This is a genomic window from Agromyces luteolus, from assembly GCF_009729855.1.
GTDB classification, from domain to species: domain Bacteria; phylum Actinomycetota; class Actinomycetes; order Actinomycetales; family Microbacteriaceae; genus Agromyces; species Agromyces luteolus.
Genome location: NZ_WODA01000014.1, coordinates 78,830 through 100,697 on the forward strand (window position 1 = coordinate 78,830; position 21,868 = coordinate 100,697).

18 protein-coding genes are annotated in these 21,868 nt (G+C 72.8%); 7 read left to right on the forward strand and 11 right to left on the reverse strand.

Annotated features, from left to right (window positions below; genetic code table 11):
• Positions 1–20 precede the first annotated feature (20 nt).
• The 3 genes from GLX25_RS07735 to GLX25_RS07745 all read right to left on the reverse strand — a co-directional run bounded on the left by GLX25_RS07735 (position 21) and on the right by GLX25_RS07745 (position 1,680).
• The gene (locus tag GLX25_RS07735) at positions 21–341 is read right to left on the reverse strand and encodes a WhiB family transcriptional regulator (RefSeq protein WP_129234301.1); all 321 of its coding nucleotides are present in this window, start codon (positions 339–341) and stop codon (positions 21–23) included.
• A gap of 164 nt (positions 342–505) precedes the next feature.
• Positions 506–1,474, reverse strand: a complete 969-nt coding sequence (gene galE / locus GLX25_RS07740; RefSeq protein ID WP_155841857.1) for a UDP-glucose 4-epimerase GalE — start codon at positions 1,472–1,474, stop codon at positions 506–508.
• Positions 1,475–1,530: 56 nt separating this feature from the next.
• Positions 1,531–1,680 carry a hypothetical protein gene (locus tag GLX25_RS07745; protein ID WP_155841859.1) on the reverse strand — a complete coding sequence of 50 codons (150 nt, stop codon included), beginning with the start codon at positions 1,678–1,680 and terminating at the stop codon, positions 1,531–1,533.
• A 98-nt stretch (positions 1,681–1,778) separates the two neighbouring features.
• On the opposite strand from GLX25_RS07745, the gene GLX25_RS07750 reads away from it, so the two are divergent.
• The gene (locus GLX25_RS07750) at positions 1,779–2,735 is read left to right on the forward strand and encodes a GlxA family transcriptional regulator (protein WP_271192503.1); all 957 of its coding nucleotides are present in this window, start codon (positions 1,779–1,781) and stop codon (positions 2,733–2,735) included.
• Positions 2,736–2,769: 34 nt separating this feature from the next.
• On the opposite strand, the gene manA is transcribed toward GLX25_RS07750, so the two are convergent.
• A complete protein-coding gene (gene manA / locus GLX25_RS07755) occupies positions 2,770–4,014 on the reverse strand; it encodes a mannose-6-phosphate isomerase, class I (protein WP_155841861.1) in 1,245 nt (414 codons plus the stop codon).
• Between the two features lie 107 nt (positions 4,015–4,121).
• On the opposite strand from manA, the gene GLX25_RS07760 reads away from it, so the two are divergent.
• Genes GLX25_RS07760 through GLX25_RS07770 form a run of 3 tightly spaced genes read left to right on the forward strand, consistent with a single transcriptional unit; the run spans position 4,122 to position 7,982 of the window.
• Positions 4,122–5,300, forward strand: coding sequence for an acyl-CoA dehydrogenase family protein (locus GLX25_RS07760; RefSeq protein WP_155841863.1), 1,179 nt, complete (start codon positions 4,122–4,124; stop codon positions 5,298–5,300).
• A gap of 49 nt (positions 5,301–5,349) precedes the next feature.
• The gene (locus GLX25_RS07765) at positions 5,350–6,714 is read left to right on the forward strand and encodes an O-antigen ligase family protein (RefSeq protein WP_155841865.1); all 1,365 of its coding nucleotides are present in this window, start codon (positions 5,350–5,352) and stop codon (positions 6,712–6,714) included.
• A complete protein-coding gene (locus GLX25_RS07770; protein ID WP_271192502.1) occupies positions 6,711–7,982 on the forward strand; it encodes an O-antigen ligase family protein in 1,272 nt (423 codons plus the stop codon). Before GLX25_RS07765 ends, GLX25_RS07770 begins: the two co-directional genes overlap by 4 nt.
• Before the next feature lie 13 nt (positions 7,983–7,995).
• Here the strand turns inward: GLX25_RS07770 and GLX25_RS07775 are convergent, their stop codons facing one another.
• Together GLX25_RS07775 and GLX25_RS07780 are read right to left on the reverse strand one after the other, a co-directional pair.
• On the reverse strand, positions 7,996–9,033 hold the full coding sequence (locus GLX25_RS07775) for a glycosyltransferase family 2 protein (RefSeq protein ID WP_155841869.1): 1,038 nt from the start codon (positions 9,031–9,033) through the stop codon (positions 7,996–7,998).
• Positions 9,030–10,202, reverse strand: a complete 1,173-nt coding sequence (locus GLX25_RS07780) for a glycosyltransferase family 2 protein (RefSeq protein WP_155841871.1) — start codon at positions 10,200–10,202, stop codon at positions 9,030–9,032. Before GLX25_RS07780 ends, GLX25_RS07775 begins: the two co-directional genes overlap by 4 nt.
• Before the next feature lie 56 nt (positions 10,203–10,258).
• On the opposite strand from GLX25_RS07780, the gene GLX25_RS07785 reads away from it, so the two are divergent.
• From GLX25_RS07785 to GLX25_RS07795, 3 genes are read left to right on the forward strand one after another with little or no spacing between them, the layout of a single operon-like run.
• The gene (locus tag GLX25_RS07785; protein WP_155841873.1) at positions 10,259–11,140 is read left to right on the forward strand and encodes a glycosyltransferase family 2 protein; all 882 of its coding nucleotides are present in this window, start codon (positions 10,259–10,261) and stop codon (positions 11,138–11,140) included.
• On the forward strand, positions 11,137–12,390 hold the full coding sequence (locus GLX25_RS07790) for a hypothetical protein (protein WP_155841874.1): 1,254 nt from the start codon (positions 11,137–11,139) through the stop codon (positions 12,388–12,390). Before GLX25_RS07785 ends, GLX25_RS07790 begins: the two co-directional genes overlap by 4 nt.
• The gene (locus GLX25_RS07795; RefSeq protein WP_155841876.1) at positions 12,387–13,487 is read left to right on the forward strand and encodes a glycosyltransferase family 4 protein; all 1,101 of its coding nucleotides are present in this window, start codon (positions 12,387–12,389) and stop codon (positions 13,485–13,487) included. Before GLX25_RS07790 ends, GLX25_RS07795 begins: the two co-directional genes overlap by 4 nt.
• Positions 13,488–13,490: 3 nt before the next feature.
• On the opposite strand, the gene GLX25_RS07800 is transcribed toward GLX25_RS07795, so the two are convergent.
• The 5 genes from GLX25_RS07800 to GLX25_RS19345 all read right to left on the reverse strand — a co-directional run bounded on the left by GLX25_RS07800 (position 13,491) and on the right by GLX25_RS19345 (position 21,785).
• Entirely contained in the window at positions 13,491–14,690 is a 1,200-nt protein-coding gene (locus GLX25_RS07800; protein ID WP_155841878.1) for a glycosyltransferase family 4 protein, read from the reverse strand.
• On the reverse strand, positions 14,687–16,285 hold the full coding sequence (locus GLX25_RS18345; RefSeq protein WP_166548587.1) for a DUF2142 domain-containing protein: 1,599 nt from the start codon (positions 16,283–16,285) through the stop codon (positions 14,687–14,689). Before GLX25_RS18345 ends, GLX25_RS07800 begins: the two co-directional genes overlap by 4 nt.
• Before the next feature lie 74 nt (positions 16,286–16,359).
• Positions 16,360–18,411, reverse strand: coding sequence for a hypothetical protein (locus GLX25_RS18350; protein WP_166548588.1), 2,052 nt, complete (start codon positions 18,409–18,411; stop codon positions 16,360–16,362).
• Positions 18,408–18,860, reverse strand: a complete 453-nt coding sequence (locus GLX25_RS07810; protein WP_155841880.1) for a hypothetical protein — start codon at positions 18,858–18,860, stop codon at positions 18,408–18,410. Before GLX25_RS07810 ends, GLX25_RS18350 begins: the two co-directional genes overlap by 4 nt.
• 90 nt (positions 18,861–18,950) lie before the next feature.
• A complete protein-coding gene (locus tag GLX25_RS19345) occupies positions 18,951–21,785 on the reverse strand; it encodes a glycosyltransferase family protein (RefSeq protein ID WP_155841882.1) in 2,835 nt (944 codons plus the stop codon).
• Positions 21,786–21,868: the final 83 nt, after the last annotated feature.

A 21,868-nucleotide genomic window follows, 5' to 3' on the forward strand; every position in this document is an offset into this window, starting at 1 on the left:
CCGCACGCCTCGCAGGACGGTCAGCCGGCCTGCCGACGGAGCTTGCGTCGCTCGCGCTCGGAGAGCCCGCCCCAGATGCCGAACCGCTCGTCGTTCGCCAGCGCGTACTCGAGGCATTCCGAACGGACCTCGCAGCCCGTGCAGATGCGCTTGGCGTCGCGCGTCGAACCGCCCTTCTCGGGGAAGAACGCCTCCGGATCGGTCTGCGCGCACAGCGCATCGGTCTGCCACGCCAGTTGGTTGTCGTCGTCTGCGACCCCGCGAACCCCCGGTACGCCGAGCCGCACGGGGTCGACGAACCAATCCTCAGGTACCCCAGAACGATATTCAGGCTTGCCCATATCGTCTCCCACCCAGTTGTACCGACATCCCCGAGGGGTGTGTCTCACCAATTACATCGGTGTAATTCGGTGGAGTCAAGTCGCGGATGGAGAACCCTCAATACCTCGTCGAGGCTTGACAACCGACGCGACACGCTGGATGTGTGTCCGAGTCGTGATCGGGCTCACTCGACGGATGCCGCGCGGCGGGCCGACCACGCGCTCGCGACCATCTCGCGGAGGCTGTGGCGCATCCGCCAGTCGAGGTCGCGCGCGGCGAGCTCGCCCGACGCGACGATGCGCGCGGGGTCGCCCGCCCGGCGCGGCCCGACCTCGGGGGTGAAGGGCGTGCCCGTCACCGCGGCCACCTCGCGCATGATCTCGCCGACCGACACGCCGTCGCCGGATCCGAGGTTGTAGACCGCCTCGATCGGCTCGCCGGCGTCGAGGCGGCGCGCCGCCGCCACGTGCGCGTCGGCGAGGTCCGCGACGTGGATGTAGTCGCGCACGCACGTGCCGTCGGGCGTCGGGTAGTCGTCGCCGTTGATGCGCGGCGTGCGGCCCTCGAGCAGCGCGTCGAAGACGAGCGGGAAGAGGTTGTGCGGACTCGGGTCGAAGACCTCGTCGGTGCCGGAGCCGACGACGTTGAAGTAGCGGAGCGAGGTGTGCCGGAGGCCGGCCGCCCGCGCCTGGTCGGCGAGCAGCCACTCGCCGATCAGCTTCGACTCGCCGTACGGCGACTCCGGGCGCTTGGGCGTGCCCTCGGTCACGAGGTCGACGTCGGGCGTGCCGTAGACCGCGGCGCTCGACGAGAACACGATGCGGTCGACGCCGGAGGCGGCCATCGCGCCGAGGAGCCGCGCGGTCCCAGTGACGTTCTGCTCGTAGGTGTGGAGGGGGCGCTGCATCGAGACCCCGGCGTACTTGAACCCGGCGAGGTGGACGACGCCCCGGACGTCGTGCGCCTGCATCGTGTCCTCGAGGAGGGCGCCGTCGAGGATCGAGCCCCGCACGAACGGCGAACCCTCGGGCACGAAGGTCCTCCGGCCGGAGGAGAGGTCGTCGACGACGACCGTGTCGATGCCCCGGGCCCGGAACGCCCGGACGACGTGCGCCCCGATGTAGCCCGCGCCCCCGGTGACCAGCCAGCTCATGTCCCGCCCTCCGCCGCCGGAGTCTCCGGCGTCGTGACGATGCTAGCGGCCGGGGATCAGGCGCGAGGCAGCGGGGTCCGCTCGACGTGACGCACGCGGTCCCGGATCTCCGGCCGGCCGTAGCCGTCGGAGTCGAGCCGGAGCAGCGTCGCGACGACGCCCCACGCCGCGAGTCCCGCGAGGATCAGAAACACGATGATGTCCATGGCAGGAATTCTGCGCCTTGCAAGATCCTGCCGAAAGTGGCAGACTCGCCACTGATCGACACATTCCTGCCACCCTGTGGCGGTATCGAGGAGGATCCGTGCTCCGGAGCATCGCCTGCATCGCCGTCCCGCAGATGGCGCCGTTCGAGTTCGGCGTGATCTGCGAGGTCTTCGGCATCGACCGGACCGAGCACGGCGGCCCGACGTTCGACTTCCACGTGGTCGCCGCCGAACCCGGCCCCATCTCCACGAAGCTCGGCTTCGACGTCGTCGTGCACGAGGGGCTCGAGGCCGCCGAGACCGCCGACCTCGTCGCCGTCCCGGCCTCGCTCATCGACGAGCCGGCCCACCCCGAGGTCCTGCGGGTCATCCGCGAGGCGGTCGACCGCGGCGCCTGGGTGCTGAGCGTCTGCTCGGGGGCCTTCACGCTCGGCCGCGCCGGCGTCCTCGACGGGCGGCGCGCGACGACGCACTGGATGTACACCGACCGCATGGCCGAGATGTTCCCCGAGACCGAGGTCGACCCCGACGTGCTGTTCGTGCAGGACGGCAAGGTCGTCACCGGCGCGGGCACCGCCGCCGGTATCGACGCGGCGCTGCACATCGTCCGAACCGAGCTCGGGGCCAGCGCCGCGAACATCGTCGCCCGCCGCATGGTGGTCCCGCCGCAGCGCGACGGCGGCCAGTCCCAGTTCATCCAGACCCCCGTGGTGGACGCCAGGAGCGACTCGTTCGCGCTGGTCACCGAGTGGATGCTCGAGCACCTCGACGAGGACCTCACGGTCGACCGCCTCGCCCGCAAGGCGCTCATGTCGCCCAGGACCTTCGCACGCAAGTTCCGCGCCGAGACCGGGACGACGCCGAACGCCTGGCTCAACCGCCAGCGCCTCCTCCGTGCCCAGCAGCTGCTGGAGGAGACGGACTTCACGCTCGAGGAGATCGCCCGCGAGACGGGCTTCGGCGCGGCGGCCGTCATGCGACACCACTTCGTGAAGACGCTGCAGACCACGCCGACCCAGTACCGGCGCGTGTTCGGGCCGCGACAGGCCGGGTGAACGGCGGGCGGATGCCGCGGCATCCGCTCGGCGGTCAGCCCTGCGCCGGCGGCACGGTGGCCACCCACGCGACGCCGTCGCCGCCGAACGCGAGCGACGCCTCGTCGGGTGAGACGAACGCGGCCTCGCCGCGCGCGATCGCGATCGACCCGTGCGCACCGGCGACCTGCACGTCGCCGCCCTCGGCGAGGACGATCGCGGGTCCGGCGAGCGCGATGCGCGCCGCGTCGTCGGCCCCCTCCACGCGGAACAGGGTGAAGTCCGGTGCGGCCGGCCGGTACTCGAGGACGCCCGGGGCGGCCTCGACAGGAGACAGCACCGGCGGCTCGATCGGCGTGAAGTCGAGCACCTCGAGGAGCTCGGGCACGTCGACGTGCTTCGGCGTGAGGCCGCCGCGCAGCACGTTGTCGCTCGCGGCCATCAGCTCGATCCCGAGGCCCGAGAGGTAGGCGTGGATGTTCCCGGCGTCGAGGAAGAGCGCTTCGCCGCGACCGAGGGTCACCCGGTTCAGCAGCAGGGAGATCACGATCCCGGGGTCGCCCGGGTACTCCTCGGCGAGGTCCAGCACGGTGCGGAACGACGCCGCGTACGGCGAGTCGAGCGCCGCATCGCTCGCGGCGAGGGCCGTCACCCGCTCGACGAGCCAGGCGGCCTCGCCGCTGTCGTCCCCCCGGCCGTCCTGGAGGAGCCAGCCGACGCTCTCGCGCAGGCCGTCGGGTCCGTCGAGTCGCGAGGCGAGCAGGTCGAGCGCGCCGGGCTGCGGCTCGGGCGAGGCCGCGTCCGCGGTCCGGAGCGCGTCGAGGACCCCGCGGACCTCGTCGCGCCGGCGGAAGCCCGAGAGCGCCTCGAAGGACTCGCTGACCGCGACGATCAGCTCGGGCTTGGCGAACGGGTCCTTGTAGTTGCGGTCGAAGGCGTCGATCGGCACGCCCTCGGCCTCCTCGCGGCCGAAGCCCGTCCGCGCCTGGTCGGGCGTCGGGTGCGCCTGCAGCGAGAGCGGGCGGGCGGCGGCGAGCACCTTGAGCAGGAACGGCAGCCGCGCCCCCTCGCGCGCGTGCGCGGGCCCGAGCGCGAGCGCGGGGTTCGCCGCGATGAGCTCGGCGAGATCCGCCGCGCCCGCGTCATCCGGCTCGACCACCTCGGCGGGCGACCCCGCGTGCGCGCCGAGCCACAGCTCGGCCTCCGGGGATCCGCTCGGCTCCACACCTCGGAACTCCGCGATCGCGGTGTGGGAACCCCACGCATAGTCTCGGGGCGTGTTGCGGATCGCGACAAACATGCGGAGTGGGGTCCTTTCGCGGTTTGGCCCCAAACTACCAAGCGCTCCGCCCGCGGGCCGGTGGCTGCCTAGGCTCGGCCCGTCCCGCCGATGAATGAGGAGCCGTCATGTCCTTCGAGCCGCTCGCGAGCGACTTCTACTCGTACGCGTCCCTGCTGACCGACCGCGAGCAGGAGGCGCTCGCGTCCCTCCGCACCTGGCTCGAGCGCGACGTCCGGCCGATCGTCAACGACCACTGGGAGCGCGCCGAGTTCCCGATGGAGGTCGTGAAGCCCCTCGCCGAGCACGGCGTGCTCGCGTACGCCTGGGACGAGACGACGCCGTTCGAGAACTCGGCGGTCTTCCGCGGGTTCGTGGCGCTCGAGCTCGCTCGCGTCGACGCCTCGGTCGGCACGTTCGTCGGCGTGCAGAACGGACTCGCGACCGGCTCGATCTCGATCGCGGGGTCGGCCGAGCAGCGGCGGGAGTGGATCCCGCGCCTCGCCTCGGGCGAGATCGTCGGCGCGTTCGGCCTCACCGAGCCGCTCTCCGGCTCCGACTCCGCGCGCGGCCTGCGCACGACCGCTCGCCGCGAGGGCGACGAGTGGGTGCTGAACGGCGAGAAGCGCTGGATCGGCAACGCGACCTTCTCGGACATCACGATCATCTGGGCGAAGGACGAGGCGGACGGCCAGGTCAAGGGCTTCATCGTGCCCACCTCGACGCCCGGCTACGAGGCGACCAAGATCGAGGGCAAGATCAGCCTGCGGATCGTGCAGAACGCCGACATCACCCTCACCGACGTCCGCGTGCCCGAGTCGCTGCGCCTCCAGAACGCGGACTCCTTCCGCGACACCGCCGCCGTGCTGCGCCAGACCCGCGCCGAGGTCGCCTGGGCGGCGGTCGGCACCGCGATCGGCGCCTACGAGGCCGCGGTCCGCTACGCGACCGAGCGCGTGCAGTTCGGCAAGCCGATCGCCGGGCACCAGCTCGTCCAGGACCTGCTCGTGAAGTGCCTCGGCAACATCACCGCCTCACTCGCCATGGTCGTCCGGGTGTCGGAGATGCAGGATCGCGGCGAGCAGCGCGACGAGCACTCATCGCTCGCGAAGACGTACGCGACGGAGCGCATGCGCGAGACGGTCGGCTGGGCCCGCGAGGTGTGCGGTGGCAACGGGATCGTCCTCGACTACGACGTCGCACGGTTCTTCGCGGATGCCGAGGCGCTCTACTCGTACGAGGGCACCCGTGAGATGAACACGCTCATCGTCGGTCGCGCCATCACGGGCGAGGCGGCCTTCGTCTAGCCCCTCCCGGCGGCCGGTCCGACCCGGCCGCCGCGATACCCTTGTGCGCATGACCCTCGGACGACGGCCGGTGCTGGAGAGCGCGTTCGCCACGTTCGTGTTCTTCACCGCGTTCGCCGGCCAGTTCTGGCGGAACCTGCTCGGGTGGTGGGGATTCGGCGCCGTCGTCGCCGTGGTGCTGGTCGGGTCCGTCTGGCTGTGGATCGCCCGACGTCCCCGCCCGACCTGGCGCCGGACGCCGAAGTCGACGCTGTTCTTCCTCGGCATCGCGACCCTCTCCCTCGCCTGGTCGCACTACCCGGGCGGCACGGCACTCGGCCTCGCGATCCTCTTCACCACGACGATCGCCGCACTCTCGCTGACGCTCTCGCTCGGCTGGCACGGAGTGCTGCGCGCCGCGAGCGGAGCGCTCAAGTGGGTGCTCGCGCTCTCCCTGCTCTTCGAGCTCTGGGTCGCCGTCTTCGTCCGCGAGCCGCTGCTGCCGAACTTCCCCGACTTCGACCCGTCGGCGGACGACCTGCCGATGGCGTTCTTCTGGTCGAGGGGGCTGCTCTTCGACGGAGGCCCGATCGAGGGCATCGTCGCGAACCGCAACCTGCTCGGCATGGCGGCGCTGATCGCGGCGATCCTCTTCGCGGCGCTCCTCGCGAGCGGCGGCACGCGCCGCGCGCAGGGCATCGGCTGGCTGGCGGTGAGCGGGGTCGTGCTCCTGCTCACGAGGTCCGCGACGGTGGTGCTCGTCGGCGTGCTCGTGCTCGCCGCGTACGGGTTCGCGATGTGGGCACGCCGGGTCGGCCCGGACGGCCGGCGCATCGTGTACGTCTCCGCGGCCGCGGCGCTCGCGGCATCCGTCGCCGTGCTCGCCCTCGCCTGGAACGCGCTGCTCGAGCTCTTCGGCAAGGGCGACGACCTGACGGGGCGCCTCGACATCTGGGCGTCGGTGAGCGGCCTCGCCGCCGAGCGCCCGGTGGTCGGCTGGGGCTACATCGGCTACTGGCAGCCGTGGGTCGAGCCCTTCGACGGCCTCGCCGTCCGCAACGGCGTCGAGTACCTGCAGGCCCACAACGCGTGGCTCGACGTCTGGATGCAGCTCGGCGTCGTCGGGCTCATCGCCTTCGCGTCGATCGTCGTCGGCGCGCTCTGGCGCTCGTGGTTCCTCGCGGTCGACCGGCCGAGGGACGAGCGCGGGCACGCCGTGGGCTTCTCGGCGATCGCGCTGGTCCCGCTGCTCGTCCTCGTCGCGCTGATCGGCCAGTCGCTCGCCGAGAGCCGGCTGCTCATCGAATCGGGATGGATCCTGCTCCTCGCGATCGCCTGGGGGACGAAGCAGCGGCAGTGGTCGCCCGAGCCCCTCCCGGCCATGCCGCCGACCCGCTCGCCGCGCCGATGGTCGCGCACGGAGGTACCCCGGTGAGGTCGGCCCTGCGCGAGTTCGCCGGCTCGGCGCGCTTCGCGCAGGCGGTCACGCTCATGTCCGTCGGACTGGCGTTCTCGACGTACGCCGTGCGCGCGCTCGTCGGCTGGCCGGGGCTCATCGCCGCCGTGGCGACGCTCATCGTGCTCTCCGGCCTCTCGCTCGTCGCTCGCTGGCGGGCCGTCGAGTGGTACGGCATCCTCCCCCTCACCATCCTCGTCTTCGTCGGCTGGTGCGGCGCCTCGGTGATCTGGAGCGACACGCCAGGCCTCACGGTCCTCGGCGTGGGCTACCTCGTCGCCTTCGGCGTGCTCGGGGTCTACGTCGCCCTCATGCGCGACACGATCCAGATCGTGCGGGCGTTCGGCGACGTGCTGCGAGTCCTGCTCGGCATCTCGCTCGCGCTCGAGGTGCTCTCCGGCATCCTGCTCGACCTGCCGATCGCGTTCCTCGGGATCCAGGGCAACCTCGCGTCCCTCGGCCCGTTGCAGGGCATGTTCGGCTCGCGCAACATGCTCGGCTTCGTCGCCCTGATCGGCCTCATCACGTTCATCGTCGAATGGCGCACCCGCAGCGTGCTCCGGGGCCGCGCGATCGCGTCCGTCGTGCTCGCGGGACTGCTGCTCCTGCTCTCCGGATCGCCGACCACGTTCGTCGCCCTCGGCATCACCCTCCTGGCGCTCGCCGCGCTCTACGGCCTGCGTCGCGTCTCGGCGGAGACGCGCTGGCGGTGGCAGCTCGCGCTGCTGATCTCGGCGGTCGCCATGATCGTCGTCGGCTGGATCACCCGGATCCGCATCCTGGAGCTGCTCGACGCCCGCGGCGAGTTCGACGTGCGCCTCGACGTCTGGCGCGAGGTGTCCCGGTACCTCGCGGTGAACCCGCTGCAGGGCTGGGGCTGGGTCGGTCGCTGGCCGGATGCCGCGCCCTACGTCTGGGTCCAGCGAGGCGTCGGACGCGACCACGCGTCCGCGCTCAGCGCCTACATCGACGCCTACTTCCAGGTCGGGGTCATCGGGGTGCTCCTCTTCGCCGGGCTCGTGGGCGTCGCACTCGTGCGCGCCTGGCTCCTGGCCTCGTCGCGGCGGAGCGTCGTCTACCTCTGGCCCGCGCTCGCCCTCGTCGCCCTCGCCGTCACGAGCTTCGCGGAGAGCTTCGCCCTCGTCGAGGGCGGGTGGATGCTGCTCGTCGTGTGCGCTGTGAAGGCCGCGCGCGACATGAGCTGGCGCGACGCGCTCGCGGGCACGGCGACCGCGCGACCGTCGTGAGCTCCGCGCGCGATCAGACGGGCTGGACGAGATCGCGCAGGACGTCCTGAGGACCCAGGCCGTACCGCGTGTACCGGCCGGTGCGCCACTCGCGGAGCACGGGCCCGATCCGAGCGAGGCGCGCCGCGGGCAGGCTCGAGCGCGCCCGCTCGTGCGCGAGCTTGTCGCCCGTCACGGTGGCCACGAACTCGGGCGCGACCCTGCCGGCGCGCTCGGCGATCACGGGCAGGCGCTCGGCGAGCGCGACCGCCCGCGCCAGCAACCGGCCGTTGCGTCCGGTGCGCGGTGCCCGCAGCCGGTCGATGCGGCCGCCCCAGCCCAGCGTCGTCACGCCGATCTGGTTGGCGCCGTGCTGCCGGTAGCCGATGAGCTGCTCCGGACGGACGCCGACGCCCCCTGAGACGGCGGCCACGATCGCCAGCCATTCGTCGTGGACCCAGCTCGGAGGGAAGGGCGCGGCGAGTTCGACGAGGTCGCGGCGGAGCATCACCGTCGCGCCGGTCAGGAGGTTGCGCCGGAGCAGTTCGTCGAACGCGGCGGGACCGTCGACCGCGGCGCGGAGCGCCTCGTCGATCCCGAGCGTCCCGAACAGCGACGCCGGCAGCCGGGACCCCTCCGCGTCGACGAGATCGGCGTCGCTCGCGACGAGGCGCAGCGACGGACGCTGGTCGAAGGCGGCGAGCGCGAGCGCGATCCGATCGGGGCGCCACACGTCGTCCTGGTCGGCGAGCGCGACGAGGTCGCCCGTCGCGGCGCGGAGCGCCTGCTCGAAGTTCGCGGTCACGCCGAGGGGCTCGGGGTTCCGCAGGACGACCAGGTCGACGGCGCCCCCGCCGCGCCGGTGCTCGGCCACGGCGCGCTCGACGATCTCGAGCGTGTCGTCCGTCGAGGCGTCGTCGCTCACGACGATCTCGTCCACCGGCCTCGACTGGCCGAGGATGGTGCGGACCTGCTCCTCGACGAAGCGCGCGCCGTTGTGCGTGCCGATCGCGACCGAGACCCGCGCCGTCCGGGCCGCGGGCCGCGCCGTGGCATCCGCCCTCGCGCTCATTCCCTGCGGAGCCCGACCTTGAGGACGCCGAGGAACATGCCCGCCATGATGGTCTGCGAGCCGAGCATCATGAAGAGCGCGGCGAGCACCGCCGTCCGGGTCGTGGTGCCGGGATCGAGCGGGCCGAAGTCGGCCGCACCCCAGGCGACGAACTGCCAGATCGCGATCCCGAGGCCGACGAGGAACAGCGCGAGCCCGGCGAGCGCACCGCTCTCGAGGCTGATCCGGCGTTCCAGCCGATCGAAGTTGCGCGACCTCGGTATACGGAAGCCCTCGTGCTGCGCGTAGATCTTCGTCAGGATCGCGAACAGCACCGACTGGTAGCCGACGACGGTGAGCGCGGCGAGGTACACCTGGCTCGACAGGTCGAATCCGACGTCGCCGAAGACGACCGGCCCGAAGGCGAGCGCGAACGTGCCGAGGAGGCCGATGAGGAAGGCGACGGTGCCGGGGATGAGGAAGAGCCATCGCGGGCTGAAGATGAGCAGGAACCGCAGGTGGCGCCACCCGTCCCGCCAGCTGCGCAGGTGCGGTGGCCGGCTGCGGCCGTCCTTGTCGAGCGTGGTCGGCACCTCGGTCACCCGGAGGCCGCCGAGGGTCGACTTCACGACGACCTCGCTCGCGAACTCCATGCCCGTGGTCTGCAGGTGCAGGTCGAGCATCGACTGCCGGTGGAAGCCGCGGAGCCCGCAGTGGAAGTCGCCGATGGGCGAGCGGAAGAGGACGCGGCCGACCCACGACAGCACCGGATTGCCGAGGTACTTGTGCAGGGGCGGCATCGCCCCCTCGGCGATGCCGCCGCGGAACCGGTTGCCCATCACGAGCTGGTCGCCGGCGCGAAGGCGCTCGACGAACGCGTCGAGCCTCGAGAAGTCGTAGCTGTCGTCGGCGTCGCCCATGATGACGTAGGTGCCGCGCGCCGCTTCGATGCCCCCGAGCAGCGCGCTGCCGTAGCCCTTCGCGGGCACGTCGACCACGCGGGCGCCGTGCGCCAGGGCGATCTCCTGCGACCCGTCGGTCGAGCCGTTGTCGGCGACGACCACCTCGCCGACGACGCCGCTGCGTTCGAGGTACCCGTTCGCCTTGTCGATGCAGGTCGCGAGGGTCTCGGCCTCGTTCAAGCACGGCATCACGATCGAGAGCTCGATCGTGTCGGTCGCAGCGGGCATGTCGCGGTGGGTCCTGTCGTGTGGGAGGGCGAGTTCATCGTACAGAATGAGACATCGTGGAACTCGGACTGGTGGTCTCGACGCTCGGACGCGTCGGACCGCTGCAGCGCCTCCTCGATTCGCTGTCGGGCCGGCTCGGTCCGGGCGACGAGCTCGTGATCGTCGCCCAGCGCAACCTGGCGGAGGTCGAGGCGATGGTCGAGCGCTTCGACGCGGGCGGCGGACGTGCCGTCGTCACGACGAGCGACCCCGGAGCCGCCCGAGGGCGCAACCACGGCGTGGCCGCGCTGGGCGCGGCCGTCGACCCGCTCCTCGTGTTCCCCAACGACACGACCTGGTTCCCCGCCGGCACCCTCGAGGCCCTCCGGGCGCTGCCCGGGACGACGCGCCTCGCGGCGATGACCGTCGTCGACGAGCACGGCCCGAAGTTCGACCTCCCCTCCCCCGGCACGCCGTTCGACCGGTGGAACGCGTGGAGCGTCATCGAGATGGGCCTGCTCGTGCGGCGCAGCCTCTTCGACGCCGTCGGCGGCTTCGACGCCGACCTGGGCACCGGAGCACCCACCCCGTGGCAGGCGGGCGAGGCGACCGACCTGCTGCTGCGCGTCGACGCGCACGACCCGCGGGCGACCGCCCGGATCACGTGGCTGCCGCCGTCGGTCGCCGTCGGCGGGATCGCCGACGCGCACGGGCTCGGCCGCGCCGACCGCCGACGGAAGCTCCGCGCCTACGGCCGGGGCCTCGGCCTCGTCGTCACGCGCTGGCACTACCCGTGGCCGTGGCGGGTCGCGTTCGTCGGCGGCGGCCTCGCCTTCGGACTGCGACACGGGCGCGACTACGGGGTCCTCGACGGCTGGTGGGTCTTCCTCGGCCGGCTCGAGGGCGCGCTCGGCCGGACGTTCGGGGGCCCGGCCCGGGTGGAGGCGGTGCGCCGATGAGCCTCGAGTCCCCCGCCCCGATGCGCCTGCGCCGCGCCACGATGAGTGCGATCACGCTGCTCGGCGGCGTCTCGCTCGCGGTGATCCCGGCGGCGACCGTGTCCATCGCCTCCCGCCTCTTCACGACCGCCGAGCAGGGCGTCATCGCGGTCGCGGTCACCGTCGCGACCTTCGCGGGGCAGCTCGCGTTCGCCGTCATCGTCGAGTCGCGGCTGAGCTCGGCCGGCACCGAGCGACGCGTGGTCTTCCCGCTGTGGCTCGCCGCGGCATCCGTCGTCGCCGGCGTCGCCGTCGTCGTCACCGGGCCGAACGTGGTCTCGCTGTGCATCGGGCTGCCGGTCCTCGTTGCGGCCCTCGAGGTCGGCCGCGGCGTGTCGGTCGCCGAGCGCCTCGATCGCCGCGAGATCTGGGCCTCGATCCTCGTCGGCGCGGGCGCACTCGCGGGCGTGCTCGCGGGCTTCGCGGGCCAGGCGTGGGCGCTGGTGCCGCTCGTCGCGGGCATCGTCACGGCGACCATCGTGCGGTGCCTCCCGGTCGAGCACCGCGCGAGCCGGCCCGAGCGGCGCGTCATGGGCTGGGTCGTCGCCGACACCGCGATCACCGGAGCCGTGTACCCGCTGCTCAACTCGATGATCCTCGCGTTCCTCGGCCCGAACGAGGCAGTGCTGTTCGCGGCGATCTCGACCGTGTCCGGCCTGCTCGCGATCCCCCTGAACTTCATGCGGCTGAGACTGCTCAAGGAGCATTCGGGCCTCGACATCGTCGTGTCGGCGGGCGCCGTCGTCGCGGCGGTCGCCGCGCTCCTCGTCGCCGAGTGGCTCGGCGTCTTCGGCTTCCTCTTCGGCGAGGCGTGGACCGCCTCGGCGACCCTCCTCCCGCTCCTCGTCGCGTGCGCGTGGCGCGCGGCGTCGCTCGCGACCACCATCCCGTTCGCCTCGTTGCGCCGACGCGGCGAGGTGCGGCTCGTGACCGGCCTCCGCGCGCTCGTCTCGGTGATCACGTTCGCGCTGGCGGGGCTCGCCCTGCTCACCGGGTCGCTCGCCGCGGTCTTCGCCGGGCTGCTCCTCGCCGAGCTGGTCTCGGCGGTCGTGTACGAGGCCGCGCGACGGCGGCGCGTCGCCGCCGGGCGGGCGGTGGCGGATGCCGCCGGCGCCGCGGGCACGGCGCATGCGGCGGGCACGGCGCGTGCGGATGCCGCGGGGCCGGCGCGCCACGTCCGCGACGAGCATCCGGAGGGCGACGCGTCGTGACCCGGATCCTCGTCGACCTGCTGTTCATGACCGGCCGGAAGGGCGGGATGGAGTCGTACGTCCGCGAGCTCTACCCTCGCCTGGGCGCGCTCCGGCCCGACCTCGAGTTCGTGGGGCTGGCCTCGACCGAGCTCGCAACGGCGGGCGCGCCGTGGTTCCCCGGCGAGCTCGTGGCATCCGGTCGCTCCGGGGAGGACCGCGTCGCCTGGGCCCGCGGCGAGGTGCTCGACGTGTCCCGGCACGCCGCTCGACTCGGCGCCGACCTGGTGCACGCGCCCGCGAACCTCGGACCCGTGCGCTCCCGCACCCCGATGGTCCTCACCGTGCACGACCTGCTCCCCTTCCGCCATCCGGAGTTCGTGCCCGGCCCGTACGCCCCGGTGCTGCGCTGGATGATCCGCGGCGCCGCGCGCGCCGCGCGCCGCGTGCTGACCGTGAGCGAGTCGACCGCGGCCGACCTCAGGGCCCTGCTCGGCGTCGAACGGGAGCGCATCGACGTGGTTCCCCTCGCGGGAGGCACCCCGGGTGCCGCGACGGGCGCCTCCGCGGACGCGGTCCGGTCGGACGACCTCGTCCTCGCGATCGGCAACCGGATGCCGCACAAGAACTTCGTGGCGCTCCTCGAGGCGGTGGCCCTCATCCCGGCCGACCGCCGTCCGCACGTGGTCGTGACGGGCAGCCACGACGACGACCCGCTCGCGCCCGAGGTGCGCCGGCTCGGGCTCGAGGACCGCGTCCGGCTCGAGGGCTGGGTGGCGCCCGACGAACTGGAGCGGCTCTACGCCCAGGCGGCGCTCTTCGCCTTCCCGACCCGGTTCGAGGGCTTCGGGCTGCCGCTCATCGAGGCGATGGCCCGCGGGGTGCCGGTCGTGGCCTCCGACCTGCCCGTGCTCCGCGAGGCGGGCGGCGACGCGGCCCGATGGTTCGATCCCGACGACACGGCGGAGCTCGCTCGGACGATCGACGAGCTCCTGGCGGATCGGGGCGCGCGCGAGCGGATGTCGCGGGCCGGCCTCGAGCGATCGGCGCGATTCTCGTGGGAGCGCACCGCACGCGGAACGCTCGAGTCGTTCGAACGCGCGCTCGCCTCCGGCTGAGCGTCACCGGCGCAGGCGATCCGCCCGACGCAGGAGTTCGTCCACGGAGCCCGCGAGGTTCCGGGCCGCGCGCTCGCGCGCGAACCACTCGGCCGTCGATCGGCGCAGCTCTCCGCCGGCCTCGACGACCTCGCGGATCGCGGCGCCGAGCGTCTCGGGCGAGGCATCCGTCGCCACCGCCCCGTTCACGCCCGGTTCGACGAGTTCGGCCGACGCGTTGTCGTCGCCGGCGACGACCACCGACGGCACGCCGACGGCGGCGGCCTCGGCGACGACGAGCCCGAACCCCTCTCGAGCGGACGGGTTCACGAGCGCCGCCGCCCCGGAGACGACCGCGTCGAGGTCGTCGTCGTCGAGGCGACCGAGGAAGTGCACGGCGTCGGCGACGCCCGCCGCAGCGGCCGCGGCGCGCACGCGCTCGGTCTCCGGGCCGGTGCCGACCACACGCGCCTCGAGGCCGGGGATCGCCCGGCGTGCGACCGCGAGCGCGGGCGGCAGCGCCTCGAGGCGCTTGTCGGCGATGTGGCGGCCGACGAAGGCGACGTAGGGGGTGTCGGCCTCCCGACCGCTCCGCTCGCGCGACGCGGCGTCGAGCGCCGCGGGATCGACCGAGGTGCGAGGCGGACCGGCGAGGTCGAGCAGTCCGAGCACGATCGGGTCGACGCCGGGGAGCGCCGCCCGCAGCCGGGTCCGCGTGAATCCGCTGTTCACGAGTCGGAGGTCGCCGATCCGGACCGCGAGCCACTGCAGCACCGCCGCGACCGTGCCCGTCGCCGCCCCCGCGTAGGTGCGCCACTTGCGTGCGGGCCACACCTCGAGCCAGTCCACGGCGATCACGACCGGGCGGCCGAGCAGCGCGGCGCGGACGGCGAAGACGTTGAGCACCGGCAGCGCGGCCACGACCACGAGGTCGACGTCCCGGCGGCGCCGCACGAAGTGGCGGAACAGGCCGACGGCGAACGCGACGGCGCTTCCCGTCGTGCGCACGCCGGCGTCGTCGTAGATCTCGCCGCGCCACACCGACACGAGGTCGAACGGAGCCGGCGGCGGCGCCGACGGCGGCCACTGCGCGCGGGTGACGTAGGTCACGTGCGCGCCGCGCGCCACGAGCTCCTCCGCCATGCGCCGGTAGACGCGCTCCCCGCCGCCGGTGTTCACTGGGAAGACGCAGTCGTAGGCGATCGACACCCGCCGCGCGCTCATGCGCGGGCGCTCCCCGGGGCATCCGCGTCGGTCGCGTCGTCGACGGCGGGTTGCCCGGCCGCCGCACCACCGGAGTCGAGCCGCGCCGCCGCGACGCCGAGCCGTCCGACGAACACCGCGAACGCGGCCGAGGCCAGCGCGTACAGCGCCACGAGCAGCGGCCACCCGCCGGGCGGCTGCCACTCCGGCGCGAGCACCATCTCGGTGATGCGGTCGTCCAGCCCGACCACGTAGCGGTACATCACGAACAGGAACGCGTAGGCGCCGAACGCCGAGAGCAGCACGGCGCCGAGCCAGGTGTACCGCACCGAGAGCCGCGCGATGCGATCCGCGGGCCGGACGGAGAGCAGCCGGCAGATCACGATGAGCGCGCCGAGGTACAGGAACAGGCCGTACCGGCCCTGCCAGATGATCCCGGTCTGCCCGACCGACCGCGCCTGGACCAGCACCGGCACCACGACGCAGGCGGCGATCGCGACGGAGACCACCACGGCGTCGCGACGCGACGCGGATCCGACCGCCAGGAACACGATCGCGCCGACCACCGCCGCCACCGACCACAGCGCCCAGGCGGGGAGGATGGCGTCGAGCCATCCGAACTCGCCGATCGCCTGCTGGAGGAGCTCGTCGGTGAGGCGCAGCATGTAGACGACGCCCTCGAGGAAGCCCGCGCCGACGAGCGGGGCGTCCCCCTCCCTGGCCTGGCTCGAGAGGCTGCCGCCGACGAAGGTCCACCCGAGCGAGAAGAGCCCGGAGACGGCGATGATCGCCAGCCACACGTAGCTCCGAGCCGTCGTGAACAGGCGCCGGACCGGCGCCCACCCCACCGCCAGCGCGGCGATCGCGACGATGACGACCAGCCAGAGCGGGCCGAGCGCGCGCGCCGTCACGAGTGCGGCCGACGCCAGGGTCACGACCACCCACATCCAGGTTCGCGAGAACACCGGCCCGGGGTCGTCGCCGTGCGCCTCGAAGAGTCGCAGCACGCCGACCCACAGCGCGACGGATGCCGCGATCTCGAGTCCGTTCGGATTGACCGAGCCCATGAGGTAGACGCACATCGGCAGCGCCGAGAACGCGAGCGCCAGCGGCATCCACCGCGCCCTCGTGCCCGCCATCGCGAGCTGGAACGCGGCGCCGACGAAGAGCGCCCCGAGCAGGGCGCTGACGACGCGCATCGCGATCACGCCCGCGTCGCCGCCGATGAGGAGCGAGGGCCAGCCCACCAGCGCGTAGTAGACGGGGTTGTAGGCGCCGGTCCACGTGTTGAACCAGTCCTGGCCCCCCTCGTCGCCGAGGGAGACGCCGCAGTCGGCCGAGCGGTTCTCGTCGTCGACGTAGCACAGCAGCGCCGGGTCGTACCGGTACTCGGCCGGCAGGCGCACCACGAGGTGGAGGACCCCGTCGACCTCGGCGCCGATCACCTGCCCGCGCACCTGCGCGATCGCCTTCGTGGCGTGCGCGTTCTCGTCGGGCACCGAGAAGATCGGGCTCGCGAACGCCCACAGGATGCCGAGGAGGGCGGTCAGGGCGAAGCCGACGAGTCCCGCGCGGTTCGCGGCGGTGCGGCGAGCGGCCGTCGTCGGTGCGTTCACCCCTGCTCCCGCTCGATCTCTGGCATGACCGCCCGAGTCTAGCAACGCGGGAGCTGCCGGAACCGGCGATGCGCCTAGGGCACCGTGACGGTCCGGCATCCCGCGGAGGTGGTCGAGCCGGGACCGGCCTTGTTGATCGCGTACACGCAGATCGAATGCGCTCCCGGGCCGAGCCCCGCGAGGTCGGCGCGGAACCCGTGCAGATCGCCGATCCCGGGGAACACGTCGCCGAGGCCCTCCTTGACGAGGCTCGCCTCGACGGATGCCGCGCCGACGCCGTCGACGTACACGTGCACGCGGATCGGATCGATCGTGTCGGGATCGAACGCCCATCCGCGCACGAACGCGGTGCCCGGGGCGGATCCCGCCGCCGCTTCGTCGACCCAGATCTTCGGCGAGCCCTGCGGCATCGTCACGTCGATGCATCCGAGCCCGGCATTGCCGCCCGCGCCGACGTTGATCGCGTAGGCGCAGACGCGATGCGATCCGGGGGCGAGGCCGGACAGGCGGGTCGAGAACCCGTGCGCGGTGCCGTAGCCCGGCCAGGTCGGCGACGTGCGCTCGACGTCCGCGGCGATCGACGCCCAGCCGCGCCCGTCGACGTACAGGTGCACGCGGATCGGATCGACGACGTCGGGGTCGTAGGCCCACCCGGTCACGTCGATCACGCCGACGTCCGGGGCCACGGCCGATTCGAACGCTCCGGTCGGGGATCCGCTCGGCATGCTCACCCGGTCGCATCCGATCCGCGTGTTCGATCCCGCCAGGACGTTGATCGCGTAGACGCACACGGTGTGAGCGCCGGGAGTCACGCCGCCGATCGTCCCGGCGAACCCGTGCCGGTCGCCGAAGCCCGGCTTGGCCCCGTCGAGCCCGGCCTTCACGCCGTCGGCCGCGATCGAGGCGCGCCCGACGCCGTCGACGTACACGTGCACGCGGATCGGGTCGACCGTGTCGGGGTCGATCGCCCATCCGCGGAACGTGAACTGCCCGGGGGCGCCGGCGGCCTCGTCGATCACGCCGAACGGATTCGCCGAGGGGATCGCGACCCGGACGCAGCGGAGCAGCGTGTTCGATCCTGCGCCGACGTTGATGCCGAACACGCAGACCGACCGCACGCCCGGGTCCAGCCCGCCGACGCGCGCCGTGAACCCGTTCGCACCGGTCGAGGTCGACCGGTCCGCCACCACCGAGGCCTTGCCGACGCCGTCGACGTACACGTGGACGCGGATGGGCGAGCTGGAGTTCGGGTCGGACGCCGTACCGCTGACCTCGATCGCACGGTACCCGCCGACCGCGCGGGTCACGTCGCCGCTCGGCGAGTCGTTCCCCTTCGTCGATCCGAACCAGTCGGTGAACAACCGCCAGAAGTTGCGGTTGCCGTAGCTCGAGCACGAGTCCCCCGTGCCGTAGAGCTTGGCCAGCGCGGCGGCGTTCGGGGTGTAGGGCGTGTAGAGATAGAGCCCCGCGGTCGCCTGGTTCTTGATGTAGACGGTCTTCGTGCCGCACGCCGTGTTCGGGTGGTACAGGATCGAGTTGTTCCGTCCGGCCTCGTAGGCGCGCCCGGTCGGGGCCGCCGCGTAGCGCTTGAACTGGAGCGCCGCGGAGTACACCTGGTTGAAGAATCCGTAGTACTGGCTGTCGCAGTCGGCCGTGTCGGGGCATCCGTAGCCCGTGGCGCTCCGGTACTGCCGGTCGGTCGGCGAGGAATCGGTGACGAGGCTCTGCTCCTTCTCGAGGAGGACGATGAGCGAGCGGGGGTTGATGCCGCAGACCTGGGCGACGTCGTAGATGATCTGCGCCGCCGACTGGTTCGACCTCCCCGCGTACGCGCTGCAGCGGCCCGACTCGCCGGGCTTGCTCGTCGTGTTCGTGCGGTAGCTCTTGAGGCACGTCGGACCGGAGGTCGCGGCGCAGGTCGGAACCCGCGCGTTGAGGAACGACTGGATCGCGGAGACGCTCATGGTCGACCGGTCGTAGAAGACCTGGTCGCTGATGATCATGCCGGGATCGAAGTCGCGCGCATCCGCCGCCGCGGCCGTCGAGTCGCTCGAGACGGCGTCGACCACCGTCACGCCGCCGACGGCGACGAGGGCGGCGACGACCGCGAGCACGATTCGCTTCATTCCGGGACCTCCACCGTCGCCTCGTCGCTCCGCGCGTCGCCGTATCGCAGGACGATCGTCCATGCTCCCGGCCCGAGCTCATCCCCGGGGACGAACACGGAACCGCAGTCGAGGCTGCTCGGACCGGGCTGCGGCGTCGCCGTCCGCGAGACGGCGGCGCCGTCGATCGAGAACTCGAACTCGCAGTCGACGGCGTCGTCGAGGGAGCCGTCGACGAGGCCGGACGCGATCACCTCGCCCGAGGGTTCGTTCCACTCGACGTGCGTGAGCAACGGCGTCGCCGTCGGTGCGCCCGTCGGCGGCGACGTCGGATCGGGCGACGCCGTCTCGACCGAACCGGGGGTGGAGGGCGTCGGCCCTCCACCGGGCCCGGACACGCCGCAGGCCGCCATCGTCGCGAGGCATGCCGCGGCGACCAGTACCGCGATGGCCGAGTCCGTCGCACGCATGGACGCCCCCTCCCGCTCGCACGCCGTCCGCGCGGTCAGGCTAGCCGCGATGCGAGCCGGCGCGGGGAGGCCACGCCCGGGCCGCCGGGCTCAGTCCGACTGCCCCGGGGAGCGCCGCCTCGACCGGAACCACCAGGCGCCGTACCCCGCCGCCAGTCCGAGCAGGGTGATGAGCGTCGCGATCGTGCCGGCCGCCAATCCCGGGGGCGAGTACGAGAGGACCACCTCGTGCTGCCCCTCGTCGAGCGCGACCGCGGCCGCGACGTGGTCCGCCGCGATCATCTCGACCGGCTCGCCGTCGACCGTGGCCGACCAGCCCGGGCGCCGGAAGGAGTCCTCGACCACGAGGAGCCCGTCGCCGTCCTCGACGACGACCCGGAACTGCTGCCGATCCGTCGAACCGGAGTCGACGACCTCGATGGCGGCGTTCGAGCCGGAGTCGACCGACGCCGATGGCGCCTCGTCGAGCACGGCCGTGGCAGCCCCCAGGCTCCCGGAGGCGAGGAGCTCGACGCGCGCGTCGGAATCCTCCTCGACGACGGCATCGTCGGCCCAGTGCACGCGCTCCGCGGCGTCCTGTCGCTCCAGGATGGTGGCGTCGCCGGTGTGCACGATCCGCAGACCGTCGTCGGCGGGCCGGATGACGTCGACGGCGAGGTCCGCGTCCGCGGAGCTCGCGACGCGGTACTCCGAGTCGGCCCCCTCGATCGTGAGGCGCGCGAACCACTCCGCGTCATCGGCGAGGTCCTCGCCCATGACGGCGATCGATCGCGTCCCGGAGGTCGCGGGAATCCAGGTGGACGTCTCCGTCAGCACCGATCCCGACGCGGCGTCCACGATCTCGACCACGAGTCGGATGCCGTCGGCGGAGGATGCGACCCCCTCGTCGATCGTGTAGGCGACGCCGCGGACCGGACCGCGTTGCACTCCGCTCTCGAAGCTGCCCTCGCCGGCGGTCCGGACGCCGCCGACGCGCGTGCCGGCGTCCACGTCGCCCGGAAGGGCGACCCCGGGGTCGACGACGAGGTACCGGACGGCGAGGCGATCCAGCACGGCCGAGCGCCCGTACTCCCCGAGCCGGTCCGACGGCAGGCTCGAGTACGTCGGGCTCTGCAGCGCACGGTCGTCGACCGCGAGCATCAGGTCCTTCCACTGCGGCGTCATGAACGCGTGACCGCCCACCGCACGCTGCCGGTACAGCGAACTGGAACCCGGCAGCGTCACCTGTCCGACCGATGCGTAGCGGCCCTCTCCGAGGTTGTCGTCCAGGAACTCGTGCGTCGGACTGCTCGGGTAGAACGTCGAGGTCTCGGACTTCGGCCACCACGCCGACGCGACGAGGGTCGCCGGAACCACCAGCACGATCGGGATGACCACCGCCGCGATCACCCGGAAGGTCGCACGACGCCAGAAGTAGGTCAGCACGACCATCGCGACCGCGAGCAGCGCGGTGATCGCGATCGCCGCGACCTGGTGCCGGACCTCGCCGAGTCGTTCGCCCGGGACCCGGCGGAGTGCGTAGAGCACGATGCCGATCGCGCCGAGCGCGAGCAGGGTGGGCACGGCGAGGCGGAGGGTGAGCGCGAGCCGGCCGCGCAGGCCGGCGCTCGCCCAGGTCTGCCGCAGGTCGGCCCCGGGAGCATCCGACGACAGCATCCGGTCGAACCCGATCGCGGCGAGGATCGCCGCACTGAAGCCGACGATCACGCGCAGGCGGCCGACCGGGTTGTTCGAGAAGATCGGCAGCTCCTGCGCCATGCCGAGCAGCGGTCCCCCCACGTAGACGAGCACGACGGAGACGCCGAGCGCGACGGCGAAGAAGATCGCGACACCCCGCTGCCGCGCCGCGCCGCGCCGGAACAGCGCGACGGTGGCGAGCAGCACCAGCGCCACGGCGCTCGCGTAGGACAGGTGCTCGACGGGATGCCCGCCCCAGCTGCCGATCGTCGGTCCGCCGTTGATGTCGGGCACGAGCGCGGAGGCGAGATCCTCGATGGGCAGGTGGGATTCGGGCGACTGGCGCCTGATCGACAGGTCGATGACGTTGAGCGCATTGACCGCGAACGGCACGAGTTGCCACGCCGAGAGCAGCAGGCCCAGCAGCACGCCGCCGGCCGAGACGAGCCCGGAGCGGATGACGGCCCGCACGCCGGAACGCATCGACAGCGCGCGCACGATGACGTAGGCGCCGCCGAGGTAGAGGGCGTACCCGGCGATGGCGGGGAACCCGCCGAGCATCATGCCCGCGACGGCCACCCCGACCGGCAGGATGTCGCGCAGGCGCGCCTCGACGGCGGCGCGCTCCAGTGCCCAGAAGAGCAGGGGGATGAAGGCGGCCACCCGGTTCTGGGGCCAGTTGGTCCACGCGATCATGAACCCCGACGCCGCGAACAGGATGCTCGCCACGGGCCAGGTCTCCTGCCGGATCCCGAGCCGGCGCAGGAAGAGGGACATGCCGAGGGTGATGAGCGCGATCTCGAGGAGCTTGACGAACGCGGGCGCCAGCGCGCCGGGGAGGACCCACCACGGAAGCGAGAGCGGCGAGTACACGCCGAAGTTCGGCAGTCCGCCCAGCTCGGCGCCGCCCGCGACGTAGGGGTTCCATCCCGCGGGGCTGCCGGCTCGCACGGAGTCGACGAACAGGAGGGTCTGCGGCGCGATCGTGTCGATCGTGTCGCCGATGAGCCGGTTCGTGATCGGCGACATGTCGGCGAGCTCGGACTGCCACGGGGGCACCGCGGCCAGGAACTGCGTGCCGAGGAAGGTCCCGATGCCGACGAGCGGGAGTCCGATGCTGAGCACCGTGAACAGCACGAGCGCGCCCCAGGCCACGACGAGCCCCCAGGGGACGCTCGCGAGACGGGTGAGGATCGCGGGCGCGCCCGATGACGGGCGTCGGCGGTGCGGGGGCGTGGCCGTCGACACATTCTCTCCTTGGTGGGGGACCGGGTCATTCTACGGACACGCGGCGGGGAGGAGGCGGCGAGCCCGTCCCCGTGAACTGAGAT

Bases quoted from the DNA above. Each gene is read 5' to 3' on its own strand.
- galE (WP_155841857.1), bottom strand. From the start codon at position 1,474: ATGAGCTGGCTGGTCACCGGGGGCGCGGGCTACATCGGGGCGCACGTC.
- GLX25_RS07790 (WP_155841874.1), top strand. From the start codon at position 11,137: ATGAGCCTCGAGTCCCCCGCCCCGATGCGCCTGCGCCGCGCCACGATG.
- GLX25_RS07775 (WP_155841869.1), bottom strand. From the start codon at position 9,033: ATGAGCGCGAGGGCGGATGCCACGGCGCGGCCCGCGGCCCGGACGGCG.
- GLX25_RS18350 (WP_166548588.1), bottom strand. From the start codon at position 18,411: ATGAAGCGAATCGTGCTCGCGGTCGTCGCCGCCCTCGTCGCCGTCGGC.
- GLX25_RS07810 (WP_155841880.1), bottom strand. From the start codon at position 18,860: ATGCGTGCGACGGACTCGGCCATCGCGGTACTGGTCGCCGCGGCATGC.
- GLX25_RS07800 (WP_155841878.1), bottom strand. From the start codon at position 14,690: ATGAGCGCGCGGCGGGTGTCGATCGCCTACGACTGCGTCTTCCCAGTG.
- GLX25_RS07780 (WP_155841871.1), bottom strand. From the start codon at position 10,202: ATGCCCGCTGCGACCGACACGATCGAGCTCTCGATCGTGATGCCGTGC.
- GLX25_RS07765 (WP_155841865.1), top strand. From the start codon at position 5,350: ATGACCCTCGGACGACGGCCGGTGCTGGAGAGCGCGTTCGCCACGTTC.
- GLX25_RS07745 (WP_155841859.1), bottom strand. From the start codon at position 1,680: ATGGACATCATCGTGTTTCTGATCCTCGCGGGACTCGCGGCGTGGGGC.
- GLX25_RS07760 (WP_155841863.1), top strand. From the start codon at position 4,122: ATGTCCTTCGAGCCGCTCGCGAGCGACTTCTACTCGTACGCGTCCCTG.
- manA (WP_155841861.1), bottom strand. From the start codon at position 4,014: ATGTTTGTCGCGATCCGCAACACGCCCCGAGACTATGCGTGGGGTTCC.
- GLX25_RS07735 (WP_129234301.1), bottom strand. From the start codon at position 341: ATGGGCAAGCCTGAATATCGTTCTGGGGTACCTGAGGATTGGTTCGTC.